The 22,448-nt window shown below is 64.4% G+C and carries 21 protein-coding genes and 1 pseudogene; 5 read left to right on the forward strand and 17 right to left on the reverse strand.

Translation table 11 applies throughout. The features are described from left to right. Positions 1-123: 123 nt before the first annotated feature. Together BO1_RS32105 and pdxR are read right to left on the reverse strand one after the other, a co-directional pair. On the reverse strand, positions 124-399 hold the full coding sequence (locus tag BO1_RS32105) for a hypothetical protein (protein ID WP_028221058.1): 276 nt from the start codon (positions 397-399) through the stop codon (positions 124-126). A gap of 724 nt (positions 400-1,123) precedes the next feature. Next, positions 1,124-2,530 (reverse strand): MocR-like pyridoxine biosynthesis transcription factor PdxR, encoded by a 1,407-nt coding sequence (gene pdxR / locus BO1_RS32115; protein WP_028221060.1) that lies wholly within the window; start codon positions 2,528-2,530, stop codon positions 1,124-1,126. A 226-nt stretch (positions 2,531-2,756) separates the two neighbouring features. Here pdxR and BO1_RS32125 point away from each other — a divergent pair, with 226 nt between their 5' ends. Further along, entirely contained in the window at positions 2,757-3,212 is a 456-nt protein-coding gene (locus tag BO1_RS32125) for a carboxymuconolactone decarboxylase family protein (RefSeq protein ID WP_028221061.1), read from the forward strand. A 97-nt stretch (positions 3,213-3,309) separates the two neighbouring features. Further along, positions 3,310-3,993 carry a hypothetical protein gene (locus BO1_RS32130; RefSeq protein WP_028221062.1) on the forward strand — a complete coding sequence of 228 codons (684 nt, stop codon included), beginning with the start codon at positions 3,310-3,312 and terminating at the stop codon, positions 3,991-3,993. Positions 3,994-4,014: 21 nt separating this feature from the next. Here the strand turns inward: BO1_RS32130 and BO1_RS32135 are convergent, their stop codons facing one another. The 8 genes from BO1_RS32135 to BO1_RS32170 all read right to left on the reverse strand — a co-directional run bounded on the left by BO1_RS32135 (position 4,015) and on the right by BO1_RS32170 (position 11,392). Continuing rightward, the gene (locus BO1_RS32135; RefSeq protein WP_043287454.1) at positions 4,015-4,377 is read right to left on the reverse strand and encodes a Rieske (2Fe-2S) protein; all 363 of its coding nucleotides are present in this window, start codon (positions 4,375-4,377) and stop codon (positions 4,015-4,017) included. A 3-nt stretch (positions 4,378-4,380) separates the two neighbouring features. After that, positions 4,381-4,692: a YciI family protein gene (locus tag BO1_RS32140; RefSeq protein ID WP_028221064.1), complete on the reverse strand. Its 312-nt coding sequence runs from the start codon at positions 4,690-4,692 to the stop codon at positions 4,381-4,383. Between the two features lie 42 nt (positions 4,693-4,734). Beyond that, positions 4,735-5,802, reverse strand: coding sequence for a maleylacetate reductase (locus BO1_RS32145; protein WP_028221065.1), 1,068 nt, complete (start codon positions 5,800-5,802; stop codon positions 4,735-4,737). A 7-nt stretch (positions 5,803-5,809) separates the two neighbouring features. Then, positions 5,810-7,276, reverse strand: a complete 1,467-nt coding sequence (locus BO1_RS32150) for an aldehyde dehydrogenase family protein (RefSeq protein WP_028221066.1) — start codon at positions 7,274-7,276, stop codon at positions 5,810-5,812. 47 nt (positions 7,277-7,323) lie between these two features. Next, positions 7,324-8,343, reverse strand: a complete 1,020-nt coding sequence (locus BO1_RS32155; protein WP_028221067.1) for a hydroxyquinol 1,2-dioxygenase — start codon at positions 8,341-8,343, stop codon at positions 7,324-7,326. A gap of 45 nt (positions 8,344-8,388) precedes the next feature. Next, positions 8,389-8,883 carry a cupin domain-containing protein gene (locus BO1_RS32160; protein ID WP_028221068.1) on the reverse strand — a complete coding sequence of 165 codons (495 nt, stop codon included), beginning with the start codon at positions 8,881-8,883 and terminating at the stop codon, positions 8,389-8,391. Between the two features lie 208 nt (positions 8,884-9,091). Next, a complete protein-coding gene (locus BO1_RS32165; protein WP_028221069.1) occupies positions 9,092-10,021 on the reverse strand; it encodes a LysR family transcriptional regulator in 930 nt (309 codons plus the stop codon). A gap of 84 nt (positions 10,022-10,105) precedes the next feature. Continuing rightward, positions 10,106-11,392: an MFS transporter gene (locus tag BO1_RS32170; protein ID WP_028221070.1), complete on the reverse strand. Its 1,287-nt coding sequence runs from the start codon at positions 11,390-11,392 to the stop codon at positions 10,106-10,108. 401 nt (positions 11,393-11,793) lie between these two features. Between BO1_RS32170 and BO1_RS53660 the strand changes: the two genes are divergently transcribed. Together BO1_RS53660 and BO1_RS32185 are read left to right on the forward strand one after the other, a co-directional pair. Further along, the gene (locus BO1_RS53660) at positions 11,794-12,954 is read left to right on the forward strand and encodes an alkene reductase (protein ID WP_043287461.1); all 1,161 of its coding nucleotides are present in this window, start codon (positions 11,794-11,796) and stop codon (positions 12,952-12,954) included. Next, complete coding sequence (locus tag BO1_RS32185) at positions 12,951-13,667, forward strand: SDR family oxidoreductase (protein WP_028221071.1); 717 nt, start codon at positions 12,951-12,953, stop codon at positions 13,665-13,667. Before BO1_RS53660 ends, BO1_RS32185 begins: the two co-directional genes overlap by 4 nt. Positions 13,668-13,757: 90 nt before the next feature. Here the strand turns inward: BO1_RS32185 and BO1_RS32190 are convergent, their stop codons facing one another. The 7 genes from BO1_RS32190 to BO1_RS58210 all read right to left on the reverse strand — a co-directional run bounded on the left by BO1_RS32190 (position 13,758) and on the right by BO1_RS58210 (position 22,015). Beyond that, positions 13,758-14,534, reverse strand: a complete 777-nt coding sequence (locus BO1_RS32190) for an IclR family transcriptional regulator (protein WP_028221072.1) — start codon at positions 14,532-14,534, stop codon at positions 13,758-13,760. 109 nt (positions 14,535-14,643) lie between these two features. Continuing rightward, the gene (locus BO1_RS32195; protein WP_043287464.1) at positions 14,644-15,789 is read right to left on the reverse strand and encodes a porin; all 1,146 of its coding nucleotides are present in this window, start codon (positions 15,787-15,789) and stop codon (positions 14,644-14,646) included. 39 nt (positions 15,790-15,828) lie between these two features. Further along, entirely contained in the window at positions 15,829-17,442 is a 1,614-nt protein-coding gene (locus BO1_RS32200; RefSeq protein ID WP_028221074.1) for a GMC family oxidoreductase, read from the reverse strand. Between the two features lie 9 nt (positions 17,443-17,451). Then, positions 17,452-18,702: a mandelate racemase/muconate lactonizing enzyme family protein gene (locus BO1_RS32205; RefSeq protein ID WP_028221075.1), complete on the reverse strand. Its 1,251-nt coding sequence runs from the start codon at positions 18,700-18,702 to the stop codon at positions 17,452-17,454. A 52-nt stretch (positions 18,703-18,754) separates the two neighbouring features. Beyond that, the gene (locus BO1_RS32210; protein ID WP_043287467.1) at positions 18,755-20,059 is read right to left on the reverse strand and encodes an MFS transporter; all 1,305 of its coding nucleotides are present in this window, start codon (positions 20,057-20,059) and stop codon (positions 18,755-18,757) included. A gap of 209 nt (positions 20,060-20,268) precedes the next feature. After that, entirely contained in the window at positions 20,269-21,693 is a 1,425-nt protein-coding gene (aldA, locus tag BO1_RS32215) for an aldehyde dehydrogenase (RefSeq protein WP_028221077.1), read from the reverse strand. Between the two features lie 52 nt (positions 21,694-21,745). Beyond that, the gene (locus tag BO1_RS58210) at positions 21,746-22,015 is read right to left on the reverse strand and encodes an SDR family oxidoreductase (RefSeq protein ID WP_084688333.1); all 270 of its coding nucleotides are present in this window, start codon (positions 22,013-22,015) and stop codon (positions 21,746-21,748) included. Positions 22,016-22,017: 2 nt separating this feature from the next. Between BO1_RS58210 and BO1_RS61425 the strand changes: the two are divergent. Then, positions 22,018-22,194: pseudogene (locus BO1_RS61425) on the forward strand (peroxiredoxin-like family protein); the annotation flags it as partial. Positions 22,195-22,448: the final 254 nt, after the last annotated feature.

A 22,448-nucleotide genomic window follows, 5' to 3' on the forward strand; every position in this document is an offset into this window, starting at 1 on the left:
ATTCGAGATGGTATCAAGTGCGAGTCGGGACGATGGTCAACTATGGTCAAATCGAAAACGAAATGCCGAAGCCGCCCGCCAACCACGACGGCCCCTGGCATTCGCACAGCCTTCGGTCACCGCCTACTGCGCGGCCGTCAGCTTCAGATTCGGGCGCAACTCGTGCGCGACCGATTCACGTTGCCCCTTGCGCTGATCCGATACCTGCTCGATACCCGCCTTCAAGACCTCTTCGCAAAACGCAATGCGCATGCGGTAATACTCAGCCTGCAATTGCGCGTCCAGGACCCTCTGCTCGGCCTGAAACAGCGCCATGCGCAATTCGCCTAGCCCGCGTTCGGCCTGCTTCTCCGGCGTCGGAGCATTATGAGCAATCAAGTTTGAAAGCCAGCGCAACATGGATAGGCCCTCCAGTCATCGATTCGACGATCGCGCAGGTCAGGGTGCTGAACAGCCCGAACTGTCGCTGGAAAAAGGCTATCAGAGTCGAACGAAATCCATACGTGCACTAGCGAACGTGTTGTATAAAAGACGCATATTTCCTGCCAATGATGCGCCTGAAGCGGCTGTCCAAATTGGGGCCGTCATCGACCCGGTCCAACGCGCTGCCGGCCATGTAATCTTTACCGTGCCTGCACAACGCAAGTCCCGATTGCCTGAGCGCAGATCCATTTGACCGGGCGGGCCGCGCAAACAGCGGCGAACCGCATCACCACCGGTAACCCATACCGGCCAGGATAACGTCGGTGTCGCGGTTATAGTTCGTCACGACTCGATTCCATTCGAGCCGCGCATCCCAGTTCTGGCTGAAGCGATACGAGCCGGCGATGGTAACGAGCCCCGAAAAATTCCCGGCGCCCGGCCCCGGCCCCGGCGAGGCGCTGTTCTCGTTCTCGTTGAAGTACTTGCCGAGCCCTTCCTGATAGTTGAAGGCCCACGTATAGGTATTGATGACGCTCGCACGCGAGCCGCCGCCAAACAGCGAGAATTCCTGCGCGTGCGCCCGCGTTGGCGTGGCGAGCCAGACGAGCGCGGCGGCAACGGCCGCGACGGGCCACGCTTACGAAACCAGCGTGCAGCGTAGCACGGCGGGTCAATCGGGGTTCGTTTGCGTGGCCAACGATCAGGCATGACGCCGTATCACTTCCCTCAGCCGCTCACAGCTTCGAACGAGGTTTCTCTCCGGCGAAGTCGCGATGCCCAGCAGAAGCCCCGAACGCGCGGATGCCGGCGACATATACCAGGGCGACAACGGCGCCGGGCCCAATCCGAACGCCAGCGCCTCCCTGAAGATCGAAACGTCGGGCGCGCCGTCGGGCAGCCGCACGAGCACGGCCAGACCGGCGCTCTTCGTCTCGAAGTCGAGTGCGCCCAGGCATTCGAGCAAGGCGGCGCGCTGCGCGGAATAAAGACGCTTCAGGCGCCGCAGATGGCGCAGATAGTGCCCCTCGCGCATGAACTGCGCCGTCGCAAGCTGCACGGATGGCCACGGCGCCGGCGCAAGGCACGCCGCGACTTCCGCGAACCGCGACGCCAGTGTGGCGGGCGCAACGACGAACCCCAGGCGCAGTGCCGGGCTGATCGTCTTGCTGAATGAGCCGATATGAATGACGCGCTGGCCGCGGTCGAGCGATACGAGCGCGGGCGCGGCGCGCGCACTCAGTTGCAGCTCGCTTAGATAGTCATCCTCAATGATCCAGGCGCCCTGCTGCTGCGCCCATTCGAGCAGTTGCAAGCGTCTTGCCAGCGAGAGCGTGGGGCCGAGCGGCGCCTGCTGGCCGGGCGTGACGACGGCCAGCGCCGCGTCCGGCGCATGCCGCAGGCCGTAATCGACGTCGATGCCGTCCGCGTCCACGGGAACCGGCGCAAGCTCGAGCCTCGCGAGTTCGAGGCCGTGGCGGGTGAACGGAAAGCCCGGGTCTTCGAACCAGGCCTTGTGCCCATCGAGGCCCAGCACGCGCAGCGCGAGTCCCAGGCCGCCGCTGAACCCGCTCGTGACGATGATCTGCGCGGGTGAGCAGGTCATGCCGCGCGCAATGGCCAGATACGCGGCGATTTCGCGCCGCAGTTCCAGCTCGCCACGGGGATCGGGATAGCCAACCGAGGCGCTCGACTCCGCGCGCAGCGCAAACGAGCGCACTTTGGTGAAGAGCCTGGCGGGCAGCGTTTCCTGGGCGGGCACGCCCATCTGGAAGATGGCCGGGCCGGCGGTGAGCTCCCGGTACATCTCCATGAACGAGCCCGGATCGCGGCTCTCCTCCGCTTCGGGCCAGGCGCGAGGCCGGTCCGCCACACGCGTTCCGGCAGCCCGGGAAGCGACGATCAATTGCGAGTCGGAGAGCCGGTCGTAGGCGAGGCGCACCGTGCCCCGCGCGACGCCCAGTTGCGCGGCAAGGTCGAGCCACGAAGGCAGACGGGCACCGGGCGCAAGCACCCCGCCCTCGATGGCGGCACTGATTGCCGAGCGGATCTGCTCGGCGAGGGGCGTCTTCGCGGACCGGTCGAGTTCGATTTTCAGCGGCTGGGACATCCGCTCATGGTACATAAAGAATGTTCATTTCTGGTGCTTTCTTGTAGCCCAGCTTGCGGCCACAATAAGCCCGGTCGCAAGGAGAAACCCTGTCATGAACATTCGAACCGCTCTCGGTACCGCCTGCGCAGCGTTTGCGCTCACCGTCGCCATGCCGGCCATCGCACATGGCGACGGCTGACCACGCCGCTCAAGTAAGGCATTCAAGTCAAACAGGAGAGAACACATGAGCAAACGTCTCGATTACAACCAGATCGCGCCCGCTGGCGTCAAAGCCCTCGGCGGTGTCTACGGCTATGTCATGCAAAGCGGGCTTGCGCCGGCGCTCGTCGATCTGGTCTACCTGCGCGTCTCGCAGATCAACAACTGCGCCTATTGCCTCGACATGCACACACGCGACCTGCTGAAAAAGGGCGTAAAAGTGGCAAAGCTGGCGCTGGTCCAGGCATGGCGTGAGGCCGGCCATCTGTTCGATCCGCGCGAGCGTGCCGCGCTTGCGTGGGCCGAATCGGTCACGCTCGTCGCGCAGACCGGTGTGCCCGACGCGGCCTATGAGGAAGCGCGCGCGGTATTCGACGAGCGTGAACTCGTCGATCTCACCATCGCCATCGGCGTGATGAACACGTATAACCGCATGGCGATCAGCTTCCGCAATACGCCTCAGGCGGTGCTGGAGCAGTAAGCGCGCGGCGCGATTTGCAGGTCTGCAGCGTCAGTCAGCTTTGGCGCAATATAAACCGTATATACTGTTTATATTGTTTCCAGTTGGAGAAGCCGACATGACCGCAGCAAACGTACGCAAACCTACCAAGAAGGCCTTTCATTTCCCCAAGTCGCCGGACGCGGCGCAAGAGCAAGAGCAAGAGCAAGAGCAAGAGCAAGAGCAAGAGCAAGAGCAAGAGCAAGAGCAAGAGCAAGAGCCAGAGCAAGAGCCAGTGCAGGAGCCGGTGCAGGCCGAAGCGGCAACGTCCGCGGCCAGTGCCGAAACCGGCAAAACCCCGCGCGCAAAGGCCGGTGCCAAGTCCAGCACGAAGCCCAGCAGCAAGACCAATGCAAAAGCCAAGGCCGGGAAAAAGCCGACCACCAAGGCCACTACCAAGGCCACCAAGAAGGCCGCCGCCAAGCCTGGTGCCAAGACCCGTGCCAAGGCCGCAGAACCCGCAACCGAGGTAGCGGAAGCCGCGGCACCGAAAGCGGCAGCACCGAAAGCCGCAGGAAAGGAAAAGGCCAAGCGCGCCAAGAAGGAAAAAGTCGTGCGTGACAGCTTCACCATGCCGAAGGCGGACTACGAGCGGATCTCGGTCCTCAAGCGCAAGTGCCTCGAAGCGGGCGTCGCGGTCAAGAAGAGCGAACTGCTGCGCGCGGGCCTGCAATTGCTCGAGGCGGCTTCGGCCAAGCGTCTCGCAGCCGCCATTGCCGCGCTCGAAGCGGTCAAGACGGGGCGTCCGTCGAAGAGCGAATAAGCAGCGGCTCGCTTGCGCTCATCACGCAAGCACCCAGCCGGCGGCATCGATCTCGACGGTGACCCCGTCGAGCGCCGCGCCCGCGCACGGGCCTTCGATGCAATGGCCGTCCTCGAAGCGAAACAGCGCGCTGTGGTGCGCGCACATCAGCACCTGGGAGCGGTAGCAGGAGATCAACCCGGGCTCGAAGTCGAGCGGCACGGAAAAATGCGGACAGCGGTTGGCATAGGCCCACACGCGTTCGCCGCGCCGCACGACGATGACGGGCTTGCCCGCGGGTCCTTCGACCACGACGCGTGCGCCGCCGTCCGGCACGTCGCTCACACGACACAAGCGGTGGCCCGAGTGTTGAACTGAGTGTTGATCCAGGCGCGACGCGTCCATCGCTCAGATCCTCCGCTCGGGATTGCCGAGGCTCCAGTCCCATGGGCGGACTTCGACACGCTCGAACAATCCCGCCTGCATATACGGGTCGTGCGTCATGAACGACATCACATCGTCGATACCTTCTGCTTCGATCACGAGCAGCGTGCCGTTCATCGCATCGCACTGCGGCGCGAGCGTCGATCCGCCGAGGCGGACGAACACGCCGTGCTGCGCGGCGTTGCGCAGCCAGTTCCGATGCACGGGACGCATGCGCTCGCGCTCGGTGCGCATGCCGGGTTTGTCGGTGGCGAAGATCGCGAAATAGCGCGCCATGATGTGTCTCCGAATCTTTTCTTCATGAACGGGCGGCGCCGGTCAGGCCGGCGCCACGCCCTGCCACGCCCGCTGCAGCAACGCGCGAATGGCCTCGCGCTCGATGGGGCGCGGATTGGCATACGGGTTCTTGCACGCGAGATCGGCGGCCTCGTCGAGCCCCTGCTCCGGCATGCCGATTTCGGCGAGCGCCACGGGAATGCCGAGTGACTGGTTCAACGCGAACAGCAACGCACCTGCTTCCGACGCGTCCTTGCCGCCCAGCGCGCGCGCCACGCGCGCGAGTGCCTCGGGCGCCGCCGTGTGGTTGTAGTGCGCCGTGTGCGGAAGCATGGCCGCGTGGGTCTGCGCGTGCGGCAGGTTGAAAGTGCCGCCGAGCGTGTGGCACAGCTTGTGATGCAGCGCCATGCCGACCGCGCCCAGACACGTCCCCGCGAGCCACGCTCCGTACAGCGCGCGGCCGCGCATCGCCGCGTCGTCGGGCGCGCGCACGATGGCCGGCAGCGCCTCGCCTAGCGCGCGGATCGACTCCTCGGCCATCAAGCTGATGACCGGATTCGCGTCGTCCGCATAGAGCGCTTCCACCGCGTGCGCCATCGCATTGATGCCCGATGCCGCCGAAATCGCCGCCGGCAGCGAGAGCGTGAGCGCCGGGTCGTAGATCACGGTGCGCGGCAGCACGCGCATATCGCGCCCCGTGCGCTTCAAACGCCCTTCAGTGAGGCCGTAAATCGGCGTCATCTCAGAGCCCGCGTAGGTCGTGGGCACGGCCACGATGGGCAGCGTCGACTCGAGCGCGATGGCCTTGCCGAGCCCGATCGTCGAGCCGCCGCCCACGGCCACGCAGCAGTCCGCGTCGAGCGCCGCCGCCGCGTCGCGTGCGGCGCGCGCCACTTCCACGGGCACGTGCATCACGGCCTGCGCGTGCACGCCCGCCGCGCGCTCGCCGAGCACCTGCGCGACCTGGTCGGCGAGCGCGCGCTGCTCGGGCGTCGAGAGGATCAGCGCGCGCCGCGCCCCCAGCCGCTCGACTTCCGCGGGCAGCGTGGCGAGCGCACCCCACGCGAACACCACACGAGAAGGCGTTCCCTGATAGACGAACGGTTTCATACCGGCCTCAGCGCTTGAAGTGGGGCGGCACGTTGCCGTCCACGTTGACCCAGACCGAGCGCGCTTCGGTGTAATCGTGCATCGCCTCGAAGCCCATCTCGCGGCCATAGCCCGACTGCCCCACGCCACCGAACGGGCTGCCCGGGTTCACGCGCTTGTAGCAGTTGATCCAGCACATGCCGGCATCGATCTGCCCGGCCATCCGGTGCGCGCGCGAGAGGTCGCGCGTCCACAACCCGCTGCCGAGGCCATAGGCCGTGCCGTTGGCGATGGCGAGCGCCTCTTCGTCGCTGCGGAAGCGCAGCACCGTCACGAACGGGCCGAACACTTCCTCTTGCGCGACACGGTCGTTGGGCGTTGCCACTTCAACGATCGTCGGACGCACGTAGTAGCCGTTCGCGAGCGCGGCGTCCTGCGGAGCGCTGCCGCCCGTCAACACGCGGCCGCCCTCGCCGCGCGCCACGTCGACGAAGGCCAACACACGCTCCTGGTGCTGCTTCGACGTGAGCGGCCCCATCTCGGTGTCGGGATCGAGCGGATTGCCCACGCGAATCGACGATGCGAGCGAGACGAAGCGCTCGAGGAACGCATCGGCGATGCGCTCGTGCAGGATCAGGCGCGAGCCCGCAATGCACGCCTGCCCCTGGTTGTGGAAGATCGCCCAGGCCGCGCCGTTGATGGCCGCGTCGAGATCGGCGTCTTCGAACACGATGTTCGCGCCCTTGCCGCCCAGCTCGAGCTGCACGCGCTTGAGATTGCCCTGCGAGGCCTCGACGATGCGCCGGCCCGTCGCCGTCGAGCCCGTGAACGCAATCTTGCCCACGCCCGGGTGCTCGGCGAGCCGCTGCCCCGCGGTGTGCCCATAGCCCGTCACGATGTTGACGACACCTTCCGGAAAGCCCACCTCGGCCATCAGCTCGACAATGCGCAGCGTGGAAAGCGGCGTGATCTCAGAAGGCTTGAGCACGACCGTGTTCCCCGCGGCCAGCGCCGGACCCATCTTCCAGCTCGTGAACATGAGCGGAAAATTCCACGGCACGATCTGCCCGACCACGCCAATGGGCGCGCGCTGCACGTAGTTCAGAAAGCCGGTCTCGACGGGAATCACCGAGCCCTGCAGCTTGTCGGCCATGCCGCCGAAGTAGCGGAAGCATCCCGCCGTGCGCGGCACATCGAGTGCGCGCGAGTCGCGGATCGGATGGCCCGTGTCGAGCGATTCGAGTTGCGCGAGCTCTTCCGCATTCGCCTCGATGGCGTCGGCCAGACGCAGCAGCAGGCGGCCGCGCTCGGCGGCGGGCATGGCCGCCCACTTCGGAAAGGCGCGCGTGGCGGCGTCCACGGCGAGATCGACATCGGCGGCCGTGGCGGCGGCGATCTTCGTGATCAGCGAGCCGTCGTGCGGATTGAGCACGTCGATCGTGCCGCCTTCTACGGCATCGGTGAAACGGCCGTCGATGAAGAGTTGGGTTTGCATGAGCAGTCCTTAATTAATGCAATTGAGCGGTTTCGAGGTTCGAGCGCTCAAAAGTCGACCGGATAGGGCTTGAGCTCGCCGCTCTCGTAGCGCTTGGGCAGATTCGGCGTGGCGTTCTCCCACACCAGCAGCATCGAGCGCTTGGTCGAATAGCCTTGATGGCGGATATCGGCCGGCATCGCGCAGATGTCACCCGCGCGCATCGTGATGCGGGCGCGCGGCGCGCCGGTGTTCTTGTCGCCGATGTCCCAGACGATTTCGTCGGAGAGCTGCAGGAACCATTCGACGCGGTCGTTGCCGTGAAACACCGGCAGGATGAATTCCTCGGTGGTCGGGCAGAACAGGCTCTGGCCGCAGACCGAAGTCACCGACGGATTCCACGTGACATCCGAACGCGACAGATACTTGAAGAGATTGAAGGCGTGCAGCTCGCCCTCGAAGCCGGGCTCGCAATAGACTTCGGGCTCGTCCTGCTCCACGTCGGCGAATGCGCGGTTCACGGGCAAGTCGTGGCGCAGCGGCGAGTCGCCTTCGAGGCCCGGCATGCGGCGCGTGGCAATGCGCGTGCGCTCGATCGCGGCGCCGTTCTCGCCGTGCTTGCGGCCGTAGGCGCTGCCCGTCTCGGCGGGCGCCGCGAACGGGTCGAAGCCTTCGTTGGTCCAGTCATGCAGGATGGCCTTGAAGGTCGCCATGATCGTGGGCGTTTCGAAGGTCTCCATGTAGTCCACGCCGGCTTCCTTCATGATGCCGTTGAACGAGCCCGCGTACATGTCGACCTTGCCGTAGTGATTGCGCGTGCCGAATACGTGGTCGAAATTGACCCAGCCGTAGAAGAAGCCCCACGCGACGTCGCGCATCATGGCGCGCAGGAAGGCGTCGGCGGGAATGGCGTGGGTGCGCGTCTGGCCTTTCGCGGGCCAGTTGATCTTGACGAAGTATTCGTCGCGCAGGAATTCGAACGAGCCCAGCGTGAAGCGGCGATAGCCGGTCACCGCATCGGGTTCGCTGGCCTTGACGGCGTCGGCGGCAAAGCCGGCCGTGGGGAGGTTGTCTTCGAGGGATGCCATGATGTCTTGTCTCCAGATCTCTTCGGTTGATCGTTTCCGCGCTTCTCAGTGCAGGCAGATATCGGCCCACTTCTGCACGGAGAGCTCGCCGATCATCGTCTGCACGAGCGCCACGCCGGCCTTCGGCGCGCTGAAGCGATACGCGCAGCCCGCGGGCAGCAGCGCCTGATGGCCCTGGCGCAGCACGACATGGCCCATCGGACGGCCTTGCGGATGCTCGCCGGCGGCCACGGTGCCCGTGCCGTTCTTCGGCGGATTGTCGAGCTTGATGAAGTCGATGCGGACTTCGCCGTCCATCAGGATGACGAACTCATCGTGGGCGCAGGCGAACCATGCCGATTGCCCTTCGGTGCGCAGCACCTCGATCACGTACTCGAGGTTCTTGCCGGCCACGACCTTTTCATACGGCGCCGACTTCGAAGCGACTTCGAAGACGTTGGAAAAGACGTAGTGGCTGGCGCTGCCGCTGGTGATCTCGATCTCGCCCTTGCGGTAGCCGTCGAGCGAGCCAAAGACTGTTTGGAATGACGTCTCGGTCATTGCTGTCTCCTTGAGTGGAATCCGTTCGCTGGAACATCTTGTCGTTGGATTCAACTTTAGGAGCGTACCGGGGCGGCAACAACCGGCGCCGTAGCGATTACGGCATTCGCGCTTCGCGAATAATCGGAGCAAAAGCGCGGATTAAAAGCGCGGCCGTAAGCGGGGCGCTGCAAGAGCGGGCGCGAACGCGCGGACCCGAGGCCCGGCTTCAGCTCACCCAGCCGCGTTCGATGAGCGGCAGGTCCCAGGCGGGCTCGGGGCCCAGCCAGTCGGCGAGGAATTCGACGAGCGCTTTCACCTTCAGCGCCTGTCGCTGCGTTGCGGGATAGACGGCCGCGAAGCTGAGCGGCGAAAGGACATAGTCGGTCAGGATCGGCACGAGCGTGCCGTCGATCAGCGCGGCGCTCGCGACGAGCGTGGGCAGGCACACGACGCCACCGCCCGTGAGCGCATAGTCGCGCAGCAAATGGACCGAATTGGAGCGGATCATGCCAGGCAGCTCCATCTCCACGACCTCTTCGCTGCGCGTCATGGTCCAGCGGTTGCGTGAGGGATAACCCGAATAAAGCGCCGTGGTGTGCTGCAGCAAATCGCGCGGATGCTGCGGTGTGCCATGCTCGTGCAAATAGGCCGGCGACGCGCAAAACAGGCGCCGCACGGTGAACAGGCGTCGCTCGATCAGCGAATCGGAGATGGGGGGAAAGATCTGGAAGGCGACGTCGAAGCCCTCTTCGATCGGATCGACCACGCGGTCGTTGACGATCACATCGAGCTGGATGCCGGGATAGCGCTTGTTGAATTCGGCCAGCGGCGTCGCGAAGTGGCTCAGCGCGTAGCCGGGCAGGATCTGGATGCGCAGGCGGCCCGTGGGCGTCGCGCGCAACTCGCGCATCTGGTCGGTCAGCTCGTTCACGCGCCCCACGACTTCGGCGCATTCGCGATAGAAGGTCTCGCCGACTTCGGAGAGCCGCACATGCCGCGTGCTGCGGTGAAAGAGCGGCGCGTTGACGAACTTCTCGAGCTGCTGGATACGGTTCGTGATGACCGAGCTCGTGACGCCCAATTGCCGCGCGGCCTCGGCGAAGCTGCTCGTTTCGGCCACGCGTACGAAGGCCTCGATACTCAAAAAACGGTCCATGCTGCTCCCTTCTCCACCGGTGTCGCCCGTCAGTTTATACGCTGGCGGGCGAGCACGGTGGCGCGCGGAACACGCGCTTGCGGCTTACTCCGGCAGCTCGGCCGCGGCGAACCCGGCGGCTTCGCGGCCCCGGCGGCGCAGCTTCGCGGGCGCGGTCTCCGTGAGCAGCAGGCTCACGCCGATGCCGAGCACGACCGCGCAGATCGGCAGCCAAAGGATGTTCTGAATGCCGAAGCGCGTGGCGACGAAACCGGCGAGCGCGGGCGCCACGCCGCCGCCGAAGATCTCGCCCGCGCCCACCACGATGCCGATCGCCGTCGACACCATGCCCAGCGGCGCGGCTTCGGTCGAGACCGGTCCCGAGAGCAGGGAAACGAGGCCGAGCGTGAAGAACGAGGCAACGAACAGCACTACGAACAATTCGAGCGGCTGCGCGCCGATCCCGCGGAAGAGGCACAGCATCACCGCGGTGCCCGCGAAGCCCACGACGCTTGCCACGCGCCGCCCCAGCAGATCGGAGAGGCCCGGCAGCCCGAACTGCCCGACGAAGCCGCCGAAGCCGATGGCGGAGACCACCACGCCCATATGCTGCGTATCGAGCGACAGGTAGTTCGTGAGATACAGCGGCAGCATGGCGCCCAGCACGAACACGCCGGTCATGGCGCAAAAGAGCGCCACCATGGCAATCGGAATGTTGCGGCTCTTGAACACGGCGCGCCAGTTGCCGCGCTCGCCCGGCGCGTGGGCGCCGGCGTGGGCCGTCACGGCTTCGCCTTGCGGCGCTTGCTGCGGGCTCGGCTCGCGTATCACGCGGAACATCAGGAGGCCCAGGATCAGCCCCGGAACCGACACGAGCGCGAAGACCCAGCGCCACGACACGAAGCTGAGCAGCTGCGTGGCGATGATGGGCGCAAGCGCGAGACCGAAGAGCGCGAAGCCGCTTTGCTGCAGCCCGAGATTGAAGCCGCGGCGCTTGGGATGGGAGGCGTCCGCGGTGGCGGCGAAGCTCGTCGGGCAGAACGAGCCTTCGGCCACGCCCATCAGCGCGCGCACCGCCAGCAGGCTCATGAAGCCGCCCGCGAGCCCGGAAAAGCCGGACAGCAGCGAAAACACGATGATGGCCGGAATCAGCACCTTGCGGCGCCCCACTTTATCGGAAATGCCACCCATCAGTGCCGCAAAGATCCCCCACGAAAGACCGAGGATGCCGATGCAGTTGCCCACATCCTGGGCGCTCAGATTCAGGTCTTTCATGATCGACGGAAACAGCGGCGCAATCAGCCACCGGTCGAGTCCGACCAGCCCGAAACCCAGGGCCAGTAGCACCACGGCCTTCCATTCGTAGGCCACATCCCAATCCTGCGTTTTCATCTTTGTCTCCTCCAGACGGCTCCATCGGCCACCGGTGAGGGAAAGATAGAGGCAAGCGCCGCGCGACGGGTATGGGTTAGGGGCCGAATGCGCCATTCGCGAAACGCGAACAATCGCTCTAGCCCGCGCCCGGCGGGGCGGCGCGGGCTGGCGTGCCTTATGCCGGCAGCTTCGGCGCGGCGGGGAAATCGACCGGCACGCGGGTCACGCCATGGAGATAGTTGGTCACGACCTTGTCGCCGATCGCGACGACCGCGTCCATAAGGTTTTCATTCGTCCACCCCGCGGCCAGCCGCGCCATGCCGTGCAGGAATGACTGCTATCGCCGCCACCTGTCTTCTTGCGCCACGCGTTTGCCGCGAACATAGCCTCACCGCAATCCCAGCAGGAAGGAACTCCAGATGAAGCTGTTCAGCCAAACGCAAGTCGGATCGCTTGCCCTCAAGCACCGTGTCGTGCTCGCGCCGCTCACGCGCATGAGAACCGAGCCCGGCAATGTTGCCGGCGACCTGATGGTCGAGTACTACGCCCAGCGGGCGTCCGAAGGCGGTCTGCTGATTACGGACGCGACGGCCGTGACGCCGCTCGGCATCGCCTATGTGGATGCGCCGGGCATGTGGACGCGCGAGCAGGTTGCCGGCTGGAAGCGCGTGGTGGACGCCGTTCACGCAAAAGGCAGCTCGATCTTCGTCCAGCTCTGGCACGCAGGCCGCCAGGCGCACTCGGCCAACACGGGCGGCCTCACGCCGGTCGCCCCGTCCGCGCTGCGCTCGCTCGAGCACGCCGCGATTCGCGACGCGCAAGGCCAGATCGCCGAAGCCGAACTGCCCGTGCCGCGCGAGCTGGCAACGGATGAAATCCCGGCCATCGTCGAGCAGTTCCGCCACAGCGCGATGCTCGCGAAGGAAGCCGGCTTCGACGGCATCGAGCTGCATGCCGCCAACGGCTATCTGTTCGAGCAATTCCTGCTCGATGGCTCGAACCATCGCACGGATGCCTATGGCGGTTCGCTCGAAAACCGCGCGCGTTTTCTGTTCGACACGCTCGACGCGGTCGTCGGCGTCTGGGGCCCGGGCCATGTCGCCGTGCGGCTTTCGCCGAGCGGCACCTACGGCACCATGTCGGACAGCGATCCGCACGCCACCTTCGGCTACGTCGCCACGCGCCTGAACCGCTACGCGCTGGCCTATGTGCACGTGATCGAGCCGCGCATCCGCGGGATCGAAGAGCGCGAGGCCGCCGAGTCGGACGTCTCGTCGAAGGACATCCGCCGCTTCTTCAAGGGCACGCTCGTCGCGGCCGGCGGCTTCACGCGCGAGAGCGCCGAGCAGATCGTGATCGACGGCCATGCCGACCTCGTCGCGTTCGGCCGGATGTTCATCGCCAATCCGGACCTGCCAGAGCGCCTGCGCACGGGCATGCCGCTCAATCGCTACGACCGGACGACGTTTTATGGCGGCGACGCGCGCGGGTATATCGACTATCCGATCGCTTCGAGCACGGCTTCGCCCTCCTCCGCAGCGCGCCAGGCCGCCGAGCGTGCATCGGGAGCGCTGGCATGAACGCTCGAACCTTTCTCGTGACCGGCGCAACCAAAGGCATCGGGCTTGCGCTTTCGCACCGGCTCACGAAGGCGGGGCATCGGGTCGTGGGCCTCGCCCGGCATCGCGAGGACTTTCCCGGCGACCTCGTGAGCGTCGATCTGGCCGACCGCGCGGCCACGGAGCAGGCGCTCCATGAGTTGTCCAGCCGCTACGCTTTCGACGGCCTCGTCAACAACGTGGGCCTCGTGCGTCCGCAGGCGATCGGCGAAGTGCAACTCGACGATCTCGACAGCGTGCTCGCCGTCAATCTCCATCCCGCGCTTCAGGCCATGCAGACGATCCTGCCGGGCATGCGCTCGCGCGGCTGGGGGCGAGTCGTGAACATTGCGAGCCTCACCGTGCTCGGCGCGGTCGAACGCACCGCCTACGCCGCCGCGAAGGCCGCGCTCGTGAGTTTCGCGCGCTCATGGGCGCTCGAGCTCGCGCCAACCGGGATCACGGTAAATGCCGTCGCGCCGGGCCCGACGGTGACCGAGCTCTTTCGCGCCAACAACCCGCCTGGAAGCGCGGGCGAAAAGCGTTATCTCTCGAGCGTGCCAATGCAACGCTTCGGCACGCCGGACGAGATCGCCGCCGCCATCGCTTTCCTGCTTTCCGAAGACGCCGGATTCATCACCGGGCAGACGCTCTTTGTCGACGGCGGTGCGTCCATAGGCAAGGCGTTGATTTGATCCGCTGGCGCCGGCAAAACAGGCCCTGCGCGCATTGTGGCGCGTGGGGCCAATGCGTTCGTGATCGAGCTTCGGTAACGCTCAGGATCGCTAACCGAGCCGTGACGACAGTTGCCACGTTGCCTGGATCAACGGCGTGACGTAGGGGCGCACGTCGTGCTGCGCGGCAAACGACACGCCCATGGCGGCCAGCGGTTCCCCACGGCGGTTGAGCACCGGCGCCGCAAGATGGCAAACACTGGGGCCGAGGTCCGAGCGGCTCAACGCGTAGCCGACGCGCTTGATTTCCGCGAGCTCGTGCATCCATTTGTCGACGCTCACAGGCGCAGCCGCGCCGTGCACGGCACGCCCCGAGATGAACTCGCTCCAGTAGTGCTTCTGCACGTTCGCGGGCAGCATGCTCATCATGGCCTTGCCGGACGCGCACTGATGCAGCACGTCGGACAGGCCCACGTAGACACCGAACGTGTCGGCAAATGGCCACGCAACGTGGGCAACCACGAGCGCGTGCGAGCCCGCCTGCACGCTCAGGTTCACGCCCTGGTGCAGTTCGTTTTTCAGCACGTCGGCGATGGGGTGGAACAGCGGCACGATCGGCTGCTGGAGATAGGCCGCGGACGCCATCTGAAAGAGCCTGGCGCCCGCGCAATACGCCTTCCTGCGCTGCAGGTCGCGCACCACCATCCCCCGCTGCAGCAGCGTGCCGATAATGCGGTGGCAACTCGTTACGGGGAGGCCCACGCGCTCGGCGATCTCCGAAAGGGTCAGTGGCCAGGTGGACTGGACCAGCGTTTCAAGAATGTCCAGTGCCCCGTCCACGGCGGGGGCTTTCGACTTCTCTTCGGGTAAGGGATCGGGCGCGTTCATCGGCAATCATTCTATCGGCTTTGACCGGGACTCGCTGAACCGGAGGCCAGCCTTTACCCGAGTCCGGTAAAGATCTGCCTCCAGGCAAGCACGGGAATATCCCGACCGATCAGAACGAATGGCGCATGCCGATACGCACGTCGGCCTGGGTCGTCGTGGTCGATGGCGTGAAAGCGTAGCCGATCACCGCATTGACGCCGCTCGATGCCTTCAGCCAGTCGCCGGAAAGATAGACATCGGTGCGCTTGGACAGCAGGTAGTGCAGCCCTGCCGAAAGCTGGTTCCAGTGATGGCCCTCGAAGTTCGTGTACTGGTAGCCGCCGATCGCGCTGAACGCTGGCGTGACCTGCCAGTTGGCGCCGCCCTCCGCCACTTTCATGTGCGACGAGTCGCCAAACGCCTTGATGGTCGTATAGGTGAAGTTGCCCATCAGCGTCACGTTGCCGATCACGTAGCTGCTACCGACGCCGAACGTGCCCTGCTTGTCCACAGGAAATGGGGTGCTCGCATAGAGGTCGGTCACCGCTCCCGTTGCCGGATCCACACTGATCGTCGGGCGGCCGAGGAATGTGCTCGTGCCTATCATTGCGTACGGGTCGAACGCGTAGATGCCGTGGGGGTTGTTCAGCTGCGTGTAGGCCGTGCCGATCGTGAATGCGCCATTCGCATAGTGCGCACCGGCACTCCACGCGCTGTTCTGGTGGAAGTCGCCCGCCACGCCGCCGAACGAGTACATGCCGCCGAACATGAACCCCGCGAACTCCTTCGACATGAATTTCACGGAGTTCGGGAGACGGTCGCCGTTGACGCGATCGAAGTCGCCCTGGTGGATCGCGTAGCCGCTCGCCCATCCGGAGATGTTGTAGTTCGAAATGATCTCCCGCGTCATGTCGTACTGGTTACCCAGCGAAAGCGTGCCCCATGCGTTGCTGAGCCCGACATACGCCTGACGCCCGAATTCCGCCCCACCCTGCGCCAGCGTGCCATTGCCCAGTTGAAAGCCGTTTTCGAGCACGAACACCGCCGAAAGGCCGCCGCCGAGATCTTCAGTACCCTGCAGGCCCCACCGGTTCCCCCACGAAACGCCATCGTCGAACTTCACGACATGGGCGCCGCCGGAGTTGTTCAAGTACGTGACGCCTCCATCGATTATCCCGTATAGCGACACGCTGCTCTGGGCTTGGCTTGCCGCAGGCAACCCCGCCAGCAAAGACGTTAGTATGGCTAAATGATATTTATTCAGGTCTTTTTTCATGGTCTTTTAACTTGTAAAAATTGTCTCCTGCCTGCTGCTTCAGGCGGCAGCGCCCTCCAGGATCATGTCTGCCGCCTTTTCCGCCACCATCATCGTGGGTGCATTGATGTTGCCCGAGGTGATGTTCGGGAATACCGAGGCGTCCACCACCCGCAGCCCGGTCAAACCATGCACCTGCAGTTGGCTGTTCACGACCGTGCGCTCCGTATCGCTGCCCATCGCGCACGAGCCGCAGAGGTGGTAGATCGAGCCGCTCTGCTCGCGAAAGAACTGCAACATGCTGGCGTCGTCGGAGACGGTCTGCGCCGGGCGCACTTCTTCCGCCGTCACCCGTTTGAGCGAGGACGTTGCCGCGAGCTCGCGCACGAGCCTGCTGCCGGCGATCGCCTCGGCCTGATCGTGTTCAGTCGACAGGTAGTTGGGATCGATGCGTGGCGCGACGTGAATGTCGGCGCTGGTCAGCTCGATGCTGCCGCGGCTGGTCGGCCTGCACGGCGCGAAAAAGATCGTGTAGCCCGAGTACGGCTCGACGCGCGGCATGCCACCCGATTCCGGCAGGACATACGAAAGCGGATTGAAGTACAGCTGCACGTTGGGGGCTTTTTGCGCGGGATCGGTGCGCAAAAAACCACCGGCCTTGACCGTCGTTGCGAATATCCCCTTGCGCCGGAACAGGTACTCGAACATGGCCCGCGCCTGCTGCGGCAGGCTACGCACCTCGTCGTTCACCGTCGGGCAGTTGGCGCGATAGTAGTACGACGCACACAGATGGTCCTGCAGGTTCTGGCCAACCGCGGGGAGATGGTGGACCACGGGAATCTGATGCCGCGTCAGCAGCGCTGCGTTTCCAACGCCCGAGCACTGCAGCAGCTTCGGTGTCTCCACGGCGCCGGCTGAAAGGATCACTTCGCGGCGCGCGGCGAAGTGCTGGCGGCGGCCTTTGATCAGGACGTCAACACCGGTCGCCTTGCGGTCCCGGTCGAACAGCACGCGCTCCACGAGGGCGTCCGTCTGCACAACGACATTCGAACGCTTCATGGCCGGGTGCAGGTATGCGGTGCACGACGAATCCCGCTGCCCGTCACGGGTGTTGATGTCATAGACGCCGAACCCGTCGAGCCGCGCGCCATTGAAATCATCGTTCGAGCGATGGCCCAGTGCGCTGCACGCCTCGAAAAACGACTCGCAGATCGGATGCACCGGGTCCCGCGTGATACGGATCTTGCCGCTGCTGCTATGCCATTCGGAATCGCCCGCGTAGTGCGATTCCAGCCGCTTGAACCAGGGCAGCACGTCGTCCCAGCCCCAGCCGGGATTGCCCTGCGCGGCCCAGTCGTCGAAATCCTCCTGCTGGCCGCGCACGTAGATCATCGCGTTGATCGAACCCGAGCCGCCCAGCACCTTGCCACGCGGCGTGTAGACACGTTGGCCCGCCAGCTCTCGCTGCGGTGCGGTCTGATAGCGCCAGTTGTACTTCGAGTGATAGAAAAGCTTCGCAAACCCGAGCGGCATGCGCAGCCACATGGATTTGTCGGCGCTGCCGGCCTCGAGCAGCAGCACCCGGAACTGGCCCGATTCACTGAGGCGGTCAGCGAGAATGCAGCCGGCGGAGCCGGCGCCCACGATGATGTAGTCAAAGGCCTTCGCATCCATCCCTGGCGCCTATTCCTTGTCGACGGCGTAGCGCGCCTTCCAGCTATCGGACGGTCCGGCCTTCACGTCGAACGGTTGTGTCGAGACGGTCAAATGCAGGCGGCGGCTCGTGTACGGCATGTTGGCCTTGACGACATCCATGTCGAGCTCGACGCCGAGGCCGGGCTCCGTCGGCGGAATAATGTAGCCGTCTTCCCAGACGATCGGCTTCTTGAGGATCTCGGCGTGGAAGCCCTCCCAGCGCATGATGCTTTCCTGGATCAGAAAGTTGGGCGAGGCCACGCCGAGCTGGATGCTCGCGGCCGCGCCAATCGGCCCGTTGTAGAGGTGCGGCGCAATCTGCGCGTAGTGCACTTCAGCCAGGCTCGCGATCTTCTTCGCTTCGAGAATCCCGCCCACACGGCCGAGGTTCATCTGCAGGATCGAAGCCGCGTTGTTGCGCAGCACGTCGAAGAACTCATATTTGGTCGTCAACCGCTCGCCGGTAGCCACAGGAATACTGGTCTTCTGTGCGACGCGCCCCATGGCTTCGGACTGGCCAGGGGGAACCGGCTCCTCGAACCACAGCGGGTCATAGGGCTCGATGTAGCGCGCGAGCCGCACCGCGGCCGAGGGCGTCATCTGGCCGTGCGTGCCGAAAATCAGATCGCAGCGGGTGCCGACGGCCTCGCGCAGGCGCTTGCAGAACGTCGCCGAGAGCTCCAGCAGGTCGAGACTGAGCTGGTGGCCGCAGTACGCGGTGTAGGGACCGGCCGGGTCGAACTTGATCGCGGTGAAGCCCTGCTTCACATACTCCTCGGCGCAGTGCACCGAGAGCTCGACGTCCTCGTAGTCGTGGCTATACTCGCCATCGGCCGTCTTCGGATAGAGATAGGTATAGGAACGCAGGCGCTCATTCACCTTGCCGCCAATCAGCTCGTAGACCGGCTTGTTCGCCGCCTTGCCGATGATGTCCCAGCACGCCATTTCAAGGCCGCTCACGATCCCCATCATGGTGAGATCCGGACGCTGCGTGAAGCCACTCGAATAGGCCTCGCGGAAAAAGCGCTCGATGTGATGCGGATCGTGGTTTTCGAGGTAGCGCTGGTAGACGTCGGCGATCGCCGCTTCCATCACGCCCGGATGGAAGCTCGCCGCGTAGACTTCGCCTACCCCCTCGATGCCGCAGGCGGTCTTCAGCTTCACGAAGATCCAGTAACGGCCGCCGATATACGGGGGCGGCACGGCAACGACATAGGTCTCAAGCGAGGTGATTTTCATCCGTATTTCCTGTAACTAAGAGCAGTTGAATCGTGTCGCGCTGCACCGCCAATCAGCGGACCGGGAAGCGGTAGTGTTCCGTGCGCTTCTTGAAGACATAGACGAGGCCGCTGCCAACGAGGCAACACACGCCGATATACACGAAGTAGAGCTGGGTGCCCAGCACGCCCGGGAAGCGGTGCGAAATGGCCGAGCTGATCATCGGCAGGAACACGTCCGGCGAAAGACCGATCATCGAAATGATGCCGATGGCCAGCCCCGTCACGCGCGCCGGCACATGGCAGCGGTCGATGATGGCCCAGTACAGGCCATGCACCGAATAGGTCATCAGGCCGAGCACCACGATGCAGCAAGCCAGCAGCCACATGGGCACCGACGCGGGCACCAGCACGAACAGCAGCCACGCGATAGCCGCCGCGAGCATGCCGCCGCCCAGCACATTGACGTTGGAGAAGCGGTCGCCGAGGAAGCCGCCGCCAATGGCGCCGATCGGGCGCATCCACAGCTTGATGACGGTCAGCTCGCCCGCGAGCACGGCGGACGCCGAGAAATGTTCCTGAATGTAGCTGGAGAACGAGAACGTCGCCCACAGCAACTGATAGCCCGCAAGCACGATCAGACTGATAAGCCAGATTTCCGGAATGCGGATCAGCGTGACGAAGTCGCCGATGGCCGATGAGCGGCCCTGCCCCGCGCCGGCGGATTCACGCGTGCGGTTGCGGTCATTCGGCAGGATCAACCCGGCGAGCACGCCGATCCCGAGGCACGTGTACGCGTACATGTGGATCACGGGGCGCAGCGAAAGCTGCGGGGCGAGGCTCGCGTAGCGGGCGAAGATCGCCACGGCGATCGAGGCGAGCACGGCTTCCGTGAGTCCGCGGCCACCGTCGAGAATGCCGAAGAAGCGGCCCTGTTCGCGCTCCGTGGCCAGCAGCTTGACGGCGCGCAGGATGGCCGACCAGAACGTCAGCCCGCCCGCGACGCCCCAGCCCAGAAAGATCCAGCGCAGCATCGAAGGCTCGGGAAAGGTCGCGAACCACAGACCGAGCAGGCCCACGACGCCAAGAGAGAACACGACAAGCCAGCGCGAGCTGACGCGGTCGGCAAGCCATCCGCTCGGGATGTAGGTGACCACGTAGACGATGCCCAATATCGAGTAGAGCTCGCCGAGCTGATCGACGGTGATATGGAATGCCTGCAGCAGGGTATTTTCAAAATTCTGCCGCAGATAAAGCAGCGGATACAGTGCACCCGCTGCGAGCGTCAGCACGGCCAGCTGAAAATAGCGGACCAACGGGGAACCGGGTGTCGCGGATTGCGCCCGTGTCCGCTCGGGCGTTTCGATTGTTACAGTCATGGCGTCTCCTTCGTTTGGTATCGTGTGCCCGGTCCGCTGGACCGGGATTGCATGACAAGCTGGGACAACGTGCTGCTTTGGCGGGTGGTTTCCTCTCTATTTATTTTGTAGTCCAGACGATATGCGGCACTCCCGCCGATTTTCGGGGACGAACCGCAGCTCGCGGTGGTACGCCCCGCCGGGCTTTCAGTCCGACTTCACGTTACGGCTCAGTAGGGCACGACAACCAGGCGCGTCTGCGTGAACGCGAGCATGCCGTGCTGGCCATCGTCGCCGCCGATGCCCGAGCGCTTCCAGCCGCCGTGGTGGCCTTGATAGGGATCGTCGGGAATACGGTTCACGTAGCACTCGCCCGCCTCGATCTCGTTGGCGACGCGCATGATCGTGCGGTGGTTCTCGCTGTAGATCATCGAGGCAAGGCCGAACTGGTGATCGTTTGCCATGTCCAGCGCCTCATCGAGCGTCTGATAGGTCACGACACCCAGTACCGGGCCGAACGTTTCTTCCTGGACGATCTCCATGTCCTGCCGGCATCCGGTGAGGAGCGTGGGCGGATAGAAGAAGCCCTTGCCTTCCGGAATCGCGCCACCGCACTCGAGCACCGCGCCGTCGTCGATCGCGCGCTCCACCATCTGGTGAATATGCAGGCGTGCGTTGTCGTGGATCAGCGGCCCCATCCAGTCGTGGTTCTTGCTGCGATCGCCCCATTGGCGCTCGCGCATGCGGTTGCGCAGCAGGCCGATGAGCCTCGATGCGACTTCCTCGTGCACGTAAACACGCTCGACCGCGGTGCAAAGCTGGCCGCAGTTGGTGGTCTTGGAGCGCACGATATCGGCGGCCGCCTGCTCGAGATTCGCGTCGGGCTCGATGATCGCGGGTGTCTTGCCGCCGAGTTCGAGCGCCACCTTCGCGATATTGACCTGCGAATATTCAAGAACCTTGCGGCCGGCGCCGACGCTCCCCGTCAACGTGATCATGCCCACGCTCGGGTGCGTACAGATCTGTTCCGCCACGACATGGCTCATCGCCATGATATTGATGACGCCGGCCGGGACGTTCGCGTCCTGCACGGCGCGGGCAATCTCCAGCGCCGAGCACGGCGTGTAGCTGCTCGGCCGGACGACCACCGTGTTGCCCGTGATGAGCGCCGGCGCGAGCTTGCGCATCAGCGTATAGACGGGGGAATTGAACGGAATCAGGCAGACCACGACGCCGATCGGCTCGCGAAACAACATCAGGTTCTCATTGACGTTGTCGCTCGGGATGATCTCGCCCGTGATGCGGCGCGCCCACTCCGCGTGATAGCGCGTGACTTCGGCCGCGTACAGCACTTCGGCGCGTGCGTGCTGGGGGCTCTTGCCGGACTCGAGCGCGAGCGCCTGGCCGATGCTGTCGGCGCGGGCAACCAGCGCGTCGGCCAGCCGGTACAGGACTTTCGCGCGCTCGACGGCAGGCATGCGCCGCCACTTTCTCTGTGCGGCGGCAGCGGACTGAACGGCCAGATCCGCGCCTTCGGGACTCGCGCTGTCGACGGCGGCAACGATGTCCCCGGTTGCGGGATTGAAGACCTCGATGGAAGGCACTCGGGCCGAATCGTTGAAGTGGTTGTCGGCAAAATTCTGGTAATGGCGCAAGTTGACATCCTCGTTCGTTGAAGTCCCCGCGGACTTGCAGAGTTCACGGGGACTATACGAGCGCGCTTCGCGGAAGGTCAATTAATTCCCATACACCAGAGTTTTTTTCCATATATGGAAAACGCCCGATCCGAACGCAATTTTTCGAGAAAGGAAGCCGATAGCGTCTTGGCCGTCGCCGCTCAAACCCCTTCACGCCGGCAACCGAGCTGGTGAGGACGATGCTCGCGCCCGCGCGCATCAGCGGCAGCGCCTTTTGCACAGTAAAAATCAACCCGCGCATGTTCACATTGAACGTCACGTCGTAGTGCTCGGGCGACATGGAAGAACGATCTGCCTGCGTTCAAAGGCGACCCGGGCTGGACCCTGCCGATGCCGGCGCGATATGTCATCGGTATGGATGGCGTCGTTGCGTATTCGGAAGTCAATCCTGACTATACGCAGCGGCCTGATCCTTCGGAGATGATTCCGGTGTTGCAGAGGCTGGCATTGGCTGCCTGAACCGCTTGTATCGGTTGTGTCGATTGGCAGAATTTTTCTACTGAGACAGTGCTGTCTGAAGTGTTGCAATTTTCAAAATCAATTTTATTATTCTTGATTGCGTGCTTCGCACAGTTTTAAAGTTATACGCGATTTTTCTATGATTTGAGATCGTTTTTTAAATTATGGATAAGTGATCCTGCACTATGCACTATCTTTTTGTGAATTATCGGGTGTTGGCATTTCCTTGTTTTCGCGGCGGGCCGCAAGCGTTG

This window comes from Paraburkholderia oxyphila NBRC 105797 (assembly GCF_000685075.1).
GTDB classification, from domain to species: Bacteria; Pseudomonadota; Gammaproteobacteria; order Burkholderiales; family Burkholderiaceae; genus Paraburkholderia; species Paraburkholderia oxyphila.

Bases quoted from the DNA above. Each gene is read 5' to 3' on its own strand.
- BO1_RS58210 (WP_084688333.1), bottom strand. From the start codon at position 22,015: ATGTCGCCCGAGCACTACGACGTGACGTTCAATGTGAACATGCGCGGG.
- BO1_RS32205 (WP_028221075.1), bottom strand. From the start codon at position 18,702: ATGAAAATCACCTCGCTTGAGACCTATGTCGTTGCCGTGCCGCCCCCG.
- BO1_RS32195 (WP_043287464.1), bottom strand. From the start codon at position 15,789: ATGAAAAAAGACCTGAATAAATATCATTTAGCCATACTAACGTCTTTG.
- BO1_RS32190 (WP_028221072.1), bottom strand. From the start codon at position 14,534: ATGAACGCGCCCGATCCCTTACCCGAAGAGAAGTCGAAAGCCCCCGCC.
- BO1_RS32165 (WP_028221069.1), bottom strand. From the start codon at position 10,021: ATGGACCGTTTTTTGAGTATCGAGGCCTTCGTACGCGTGGCCGAAACG.
- BO1_RS32170 (WP_028221070.1), bottom strand. From the start codon at position 11,392: ATGAAAACGCAGGATTGGGATGTGGCCTACGAATGGAAGGCCGTGGTG.
- BO1_RS32125 (WP_028221061.1), top strand. From the start codon at position 2,757: ATGAGCAAACGTCTCGATTACAACCAGATCGCGCCCGCTGGCGTCAAA.
- pdxR (WP_028221060.1), bottom strand. From the start codon at position 2,530: ATGTCCCAGCCGCTGAAAATCGAACTCGACCGGTCCGCGAAGACGCCC.
- BO1_RS32105 (WP_028221058.1), bottom strand. From the start codon at position 399: ATGTTGCGCTGGCTTTCAAACTTGATTGCTCATAATGCTCCGACGCCG.
- BO1_RS32150 (WP_028221066.1), bottom strand. From the start codon at position 7,276: ATGCAAACCCAACTCTTCATCGACGGCCGTTTCACCGATGCCGTAGAA.
- BO1_RS53660 (WP_043287461.1), top strand. From the start codon at position 11,794: ATGAAGCTGTTCAGCCAAACGCAAGTCGGATCGCTTGCCCTCAAGCAC.
- BO1_RS32210 (WP_043287467.1), bottom strand. From the start codon at position 20,059: ATGACTGTAACAATCGAAACGCCCGAGCGGACACGGGCGCAATCCGCG.
- BO1_RS32185 (WP_028221071.1), top strand. From the start codon at position 12,951: ATGAACGCTCGAACCTTTCTCGTGACCGGCGCAACCAAAGGCATCGGG.
- BO1_RS32200 (WP_028221074.1), bottom strand. From the start codon at position 17,442: ATGGATGCGAAGGCCTTTGACTACATCATCGTGGGCGCCGGCTCCGCC.
- BO1_RS32155 (WP_028221067.1), bottom strand. From the start codon at position 8,343: ATGGCATCCCTCGAAGACAACCTCCCCACGGCCGGCTTTGCCGCCGAC.
- BO1_RS32135 (WP_043287454.1), bottom strand. From the start codon at position 4,377: ATGGACGCGTCGCGCCTGGATCAACACTCAGTTCAACACTCGGGCCAC.
- BO1_RS32160 (WP_028221068.1), bottom strand. From the start codon at position 8,883: ATGACCGAGACGTCATTCCAAACAGTCTTTGGCTCGCTCGACGGCTAC.
- BO1_RS32140 (WP_028221064.1), bottom strand. From the start codon at position 4,692: ATGGCGCGCTATTTCGCGATCTTCGCCACCGACAAACCCGGCATGCGC.
- BO1_RS32145 (WP_028221065.1), bottom strand. From the start codon at position 5,802: ATGAAACCGTTCGTCTATCAGGGAACGCCTTCTCGTGTGGTGTTCGCG.
- BO1_RS32130 (WP_028221062.1), top strand. From the start codon at position 3,310: ATGACCGCAGCAAACGTACGCAAACCTACCAAGAAGGCCTTTCATTTC.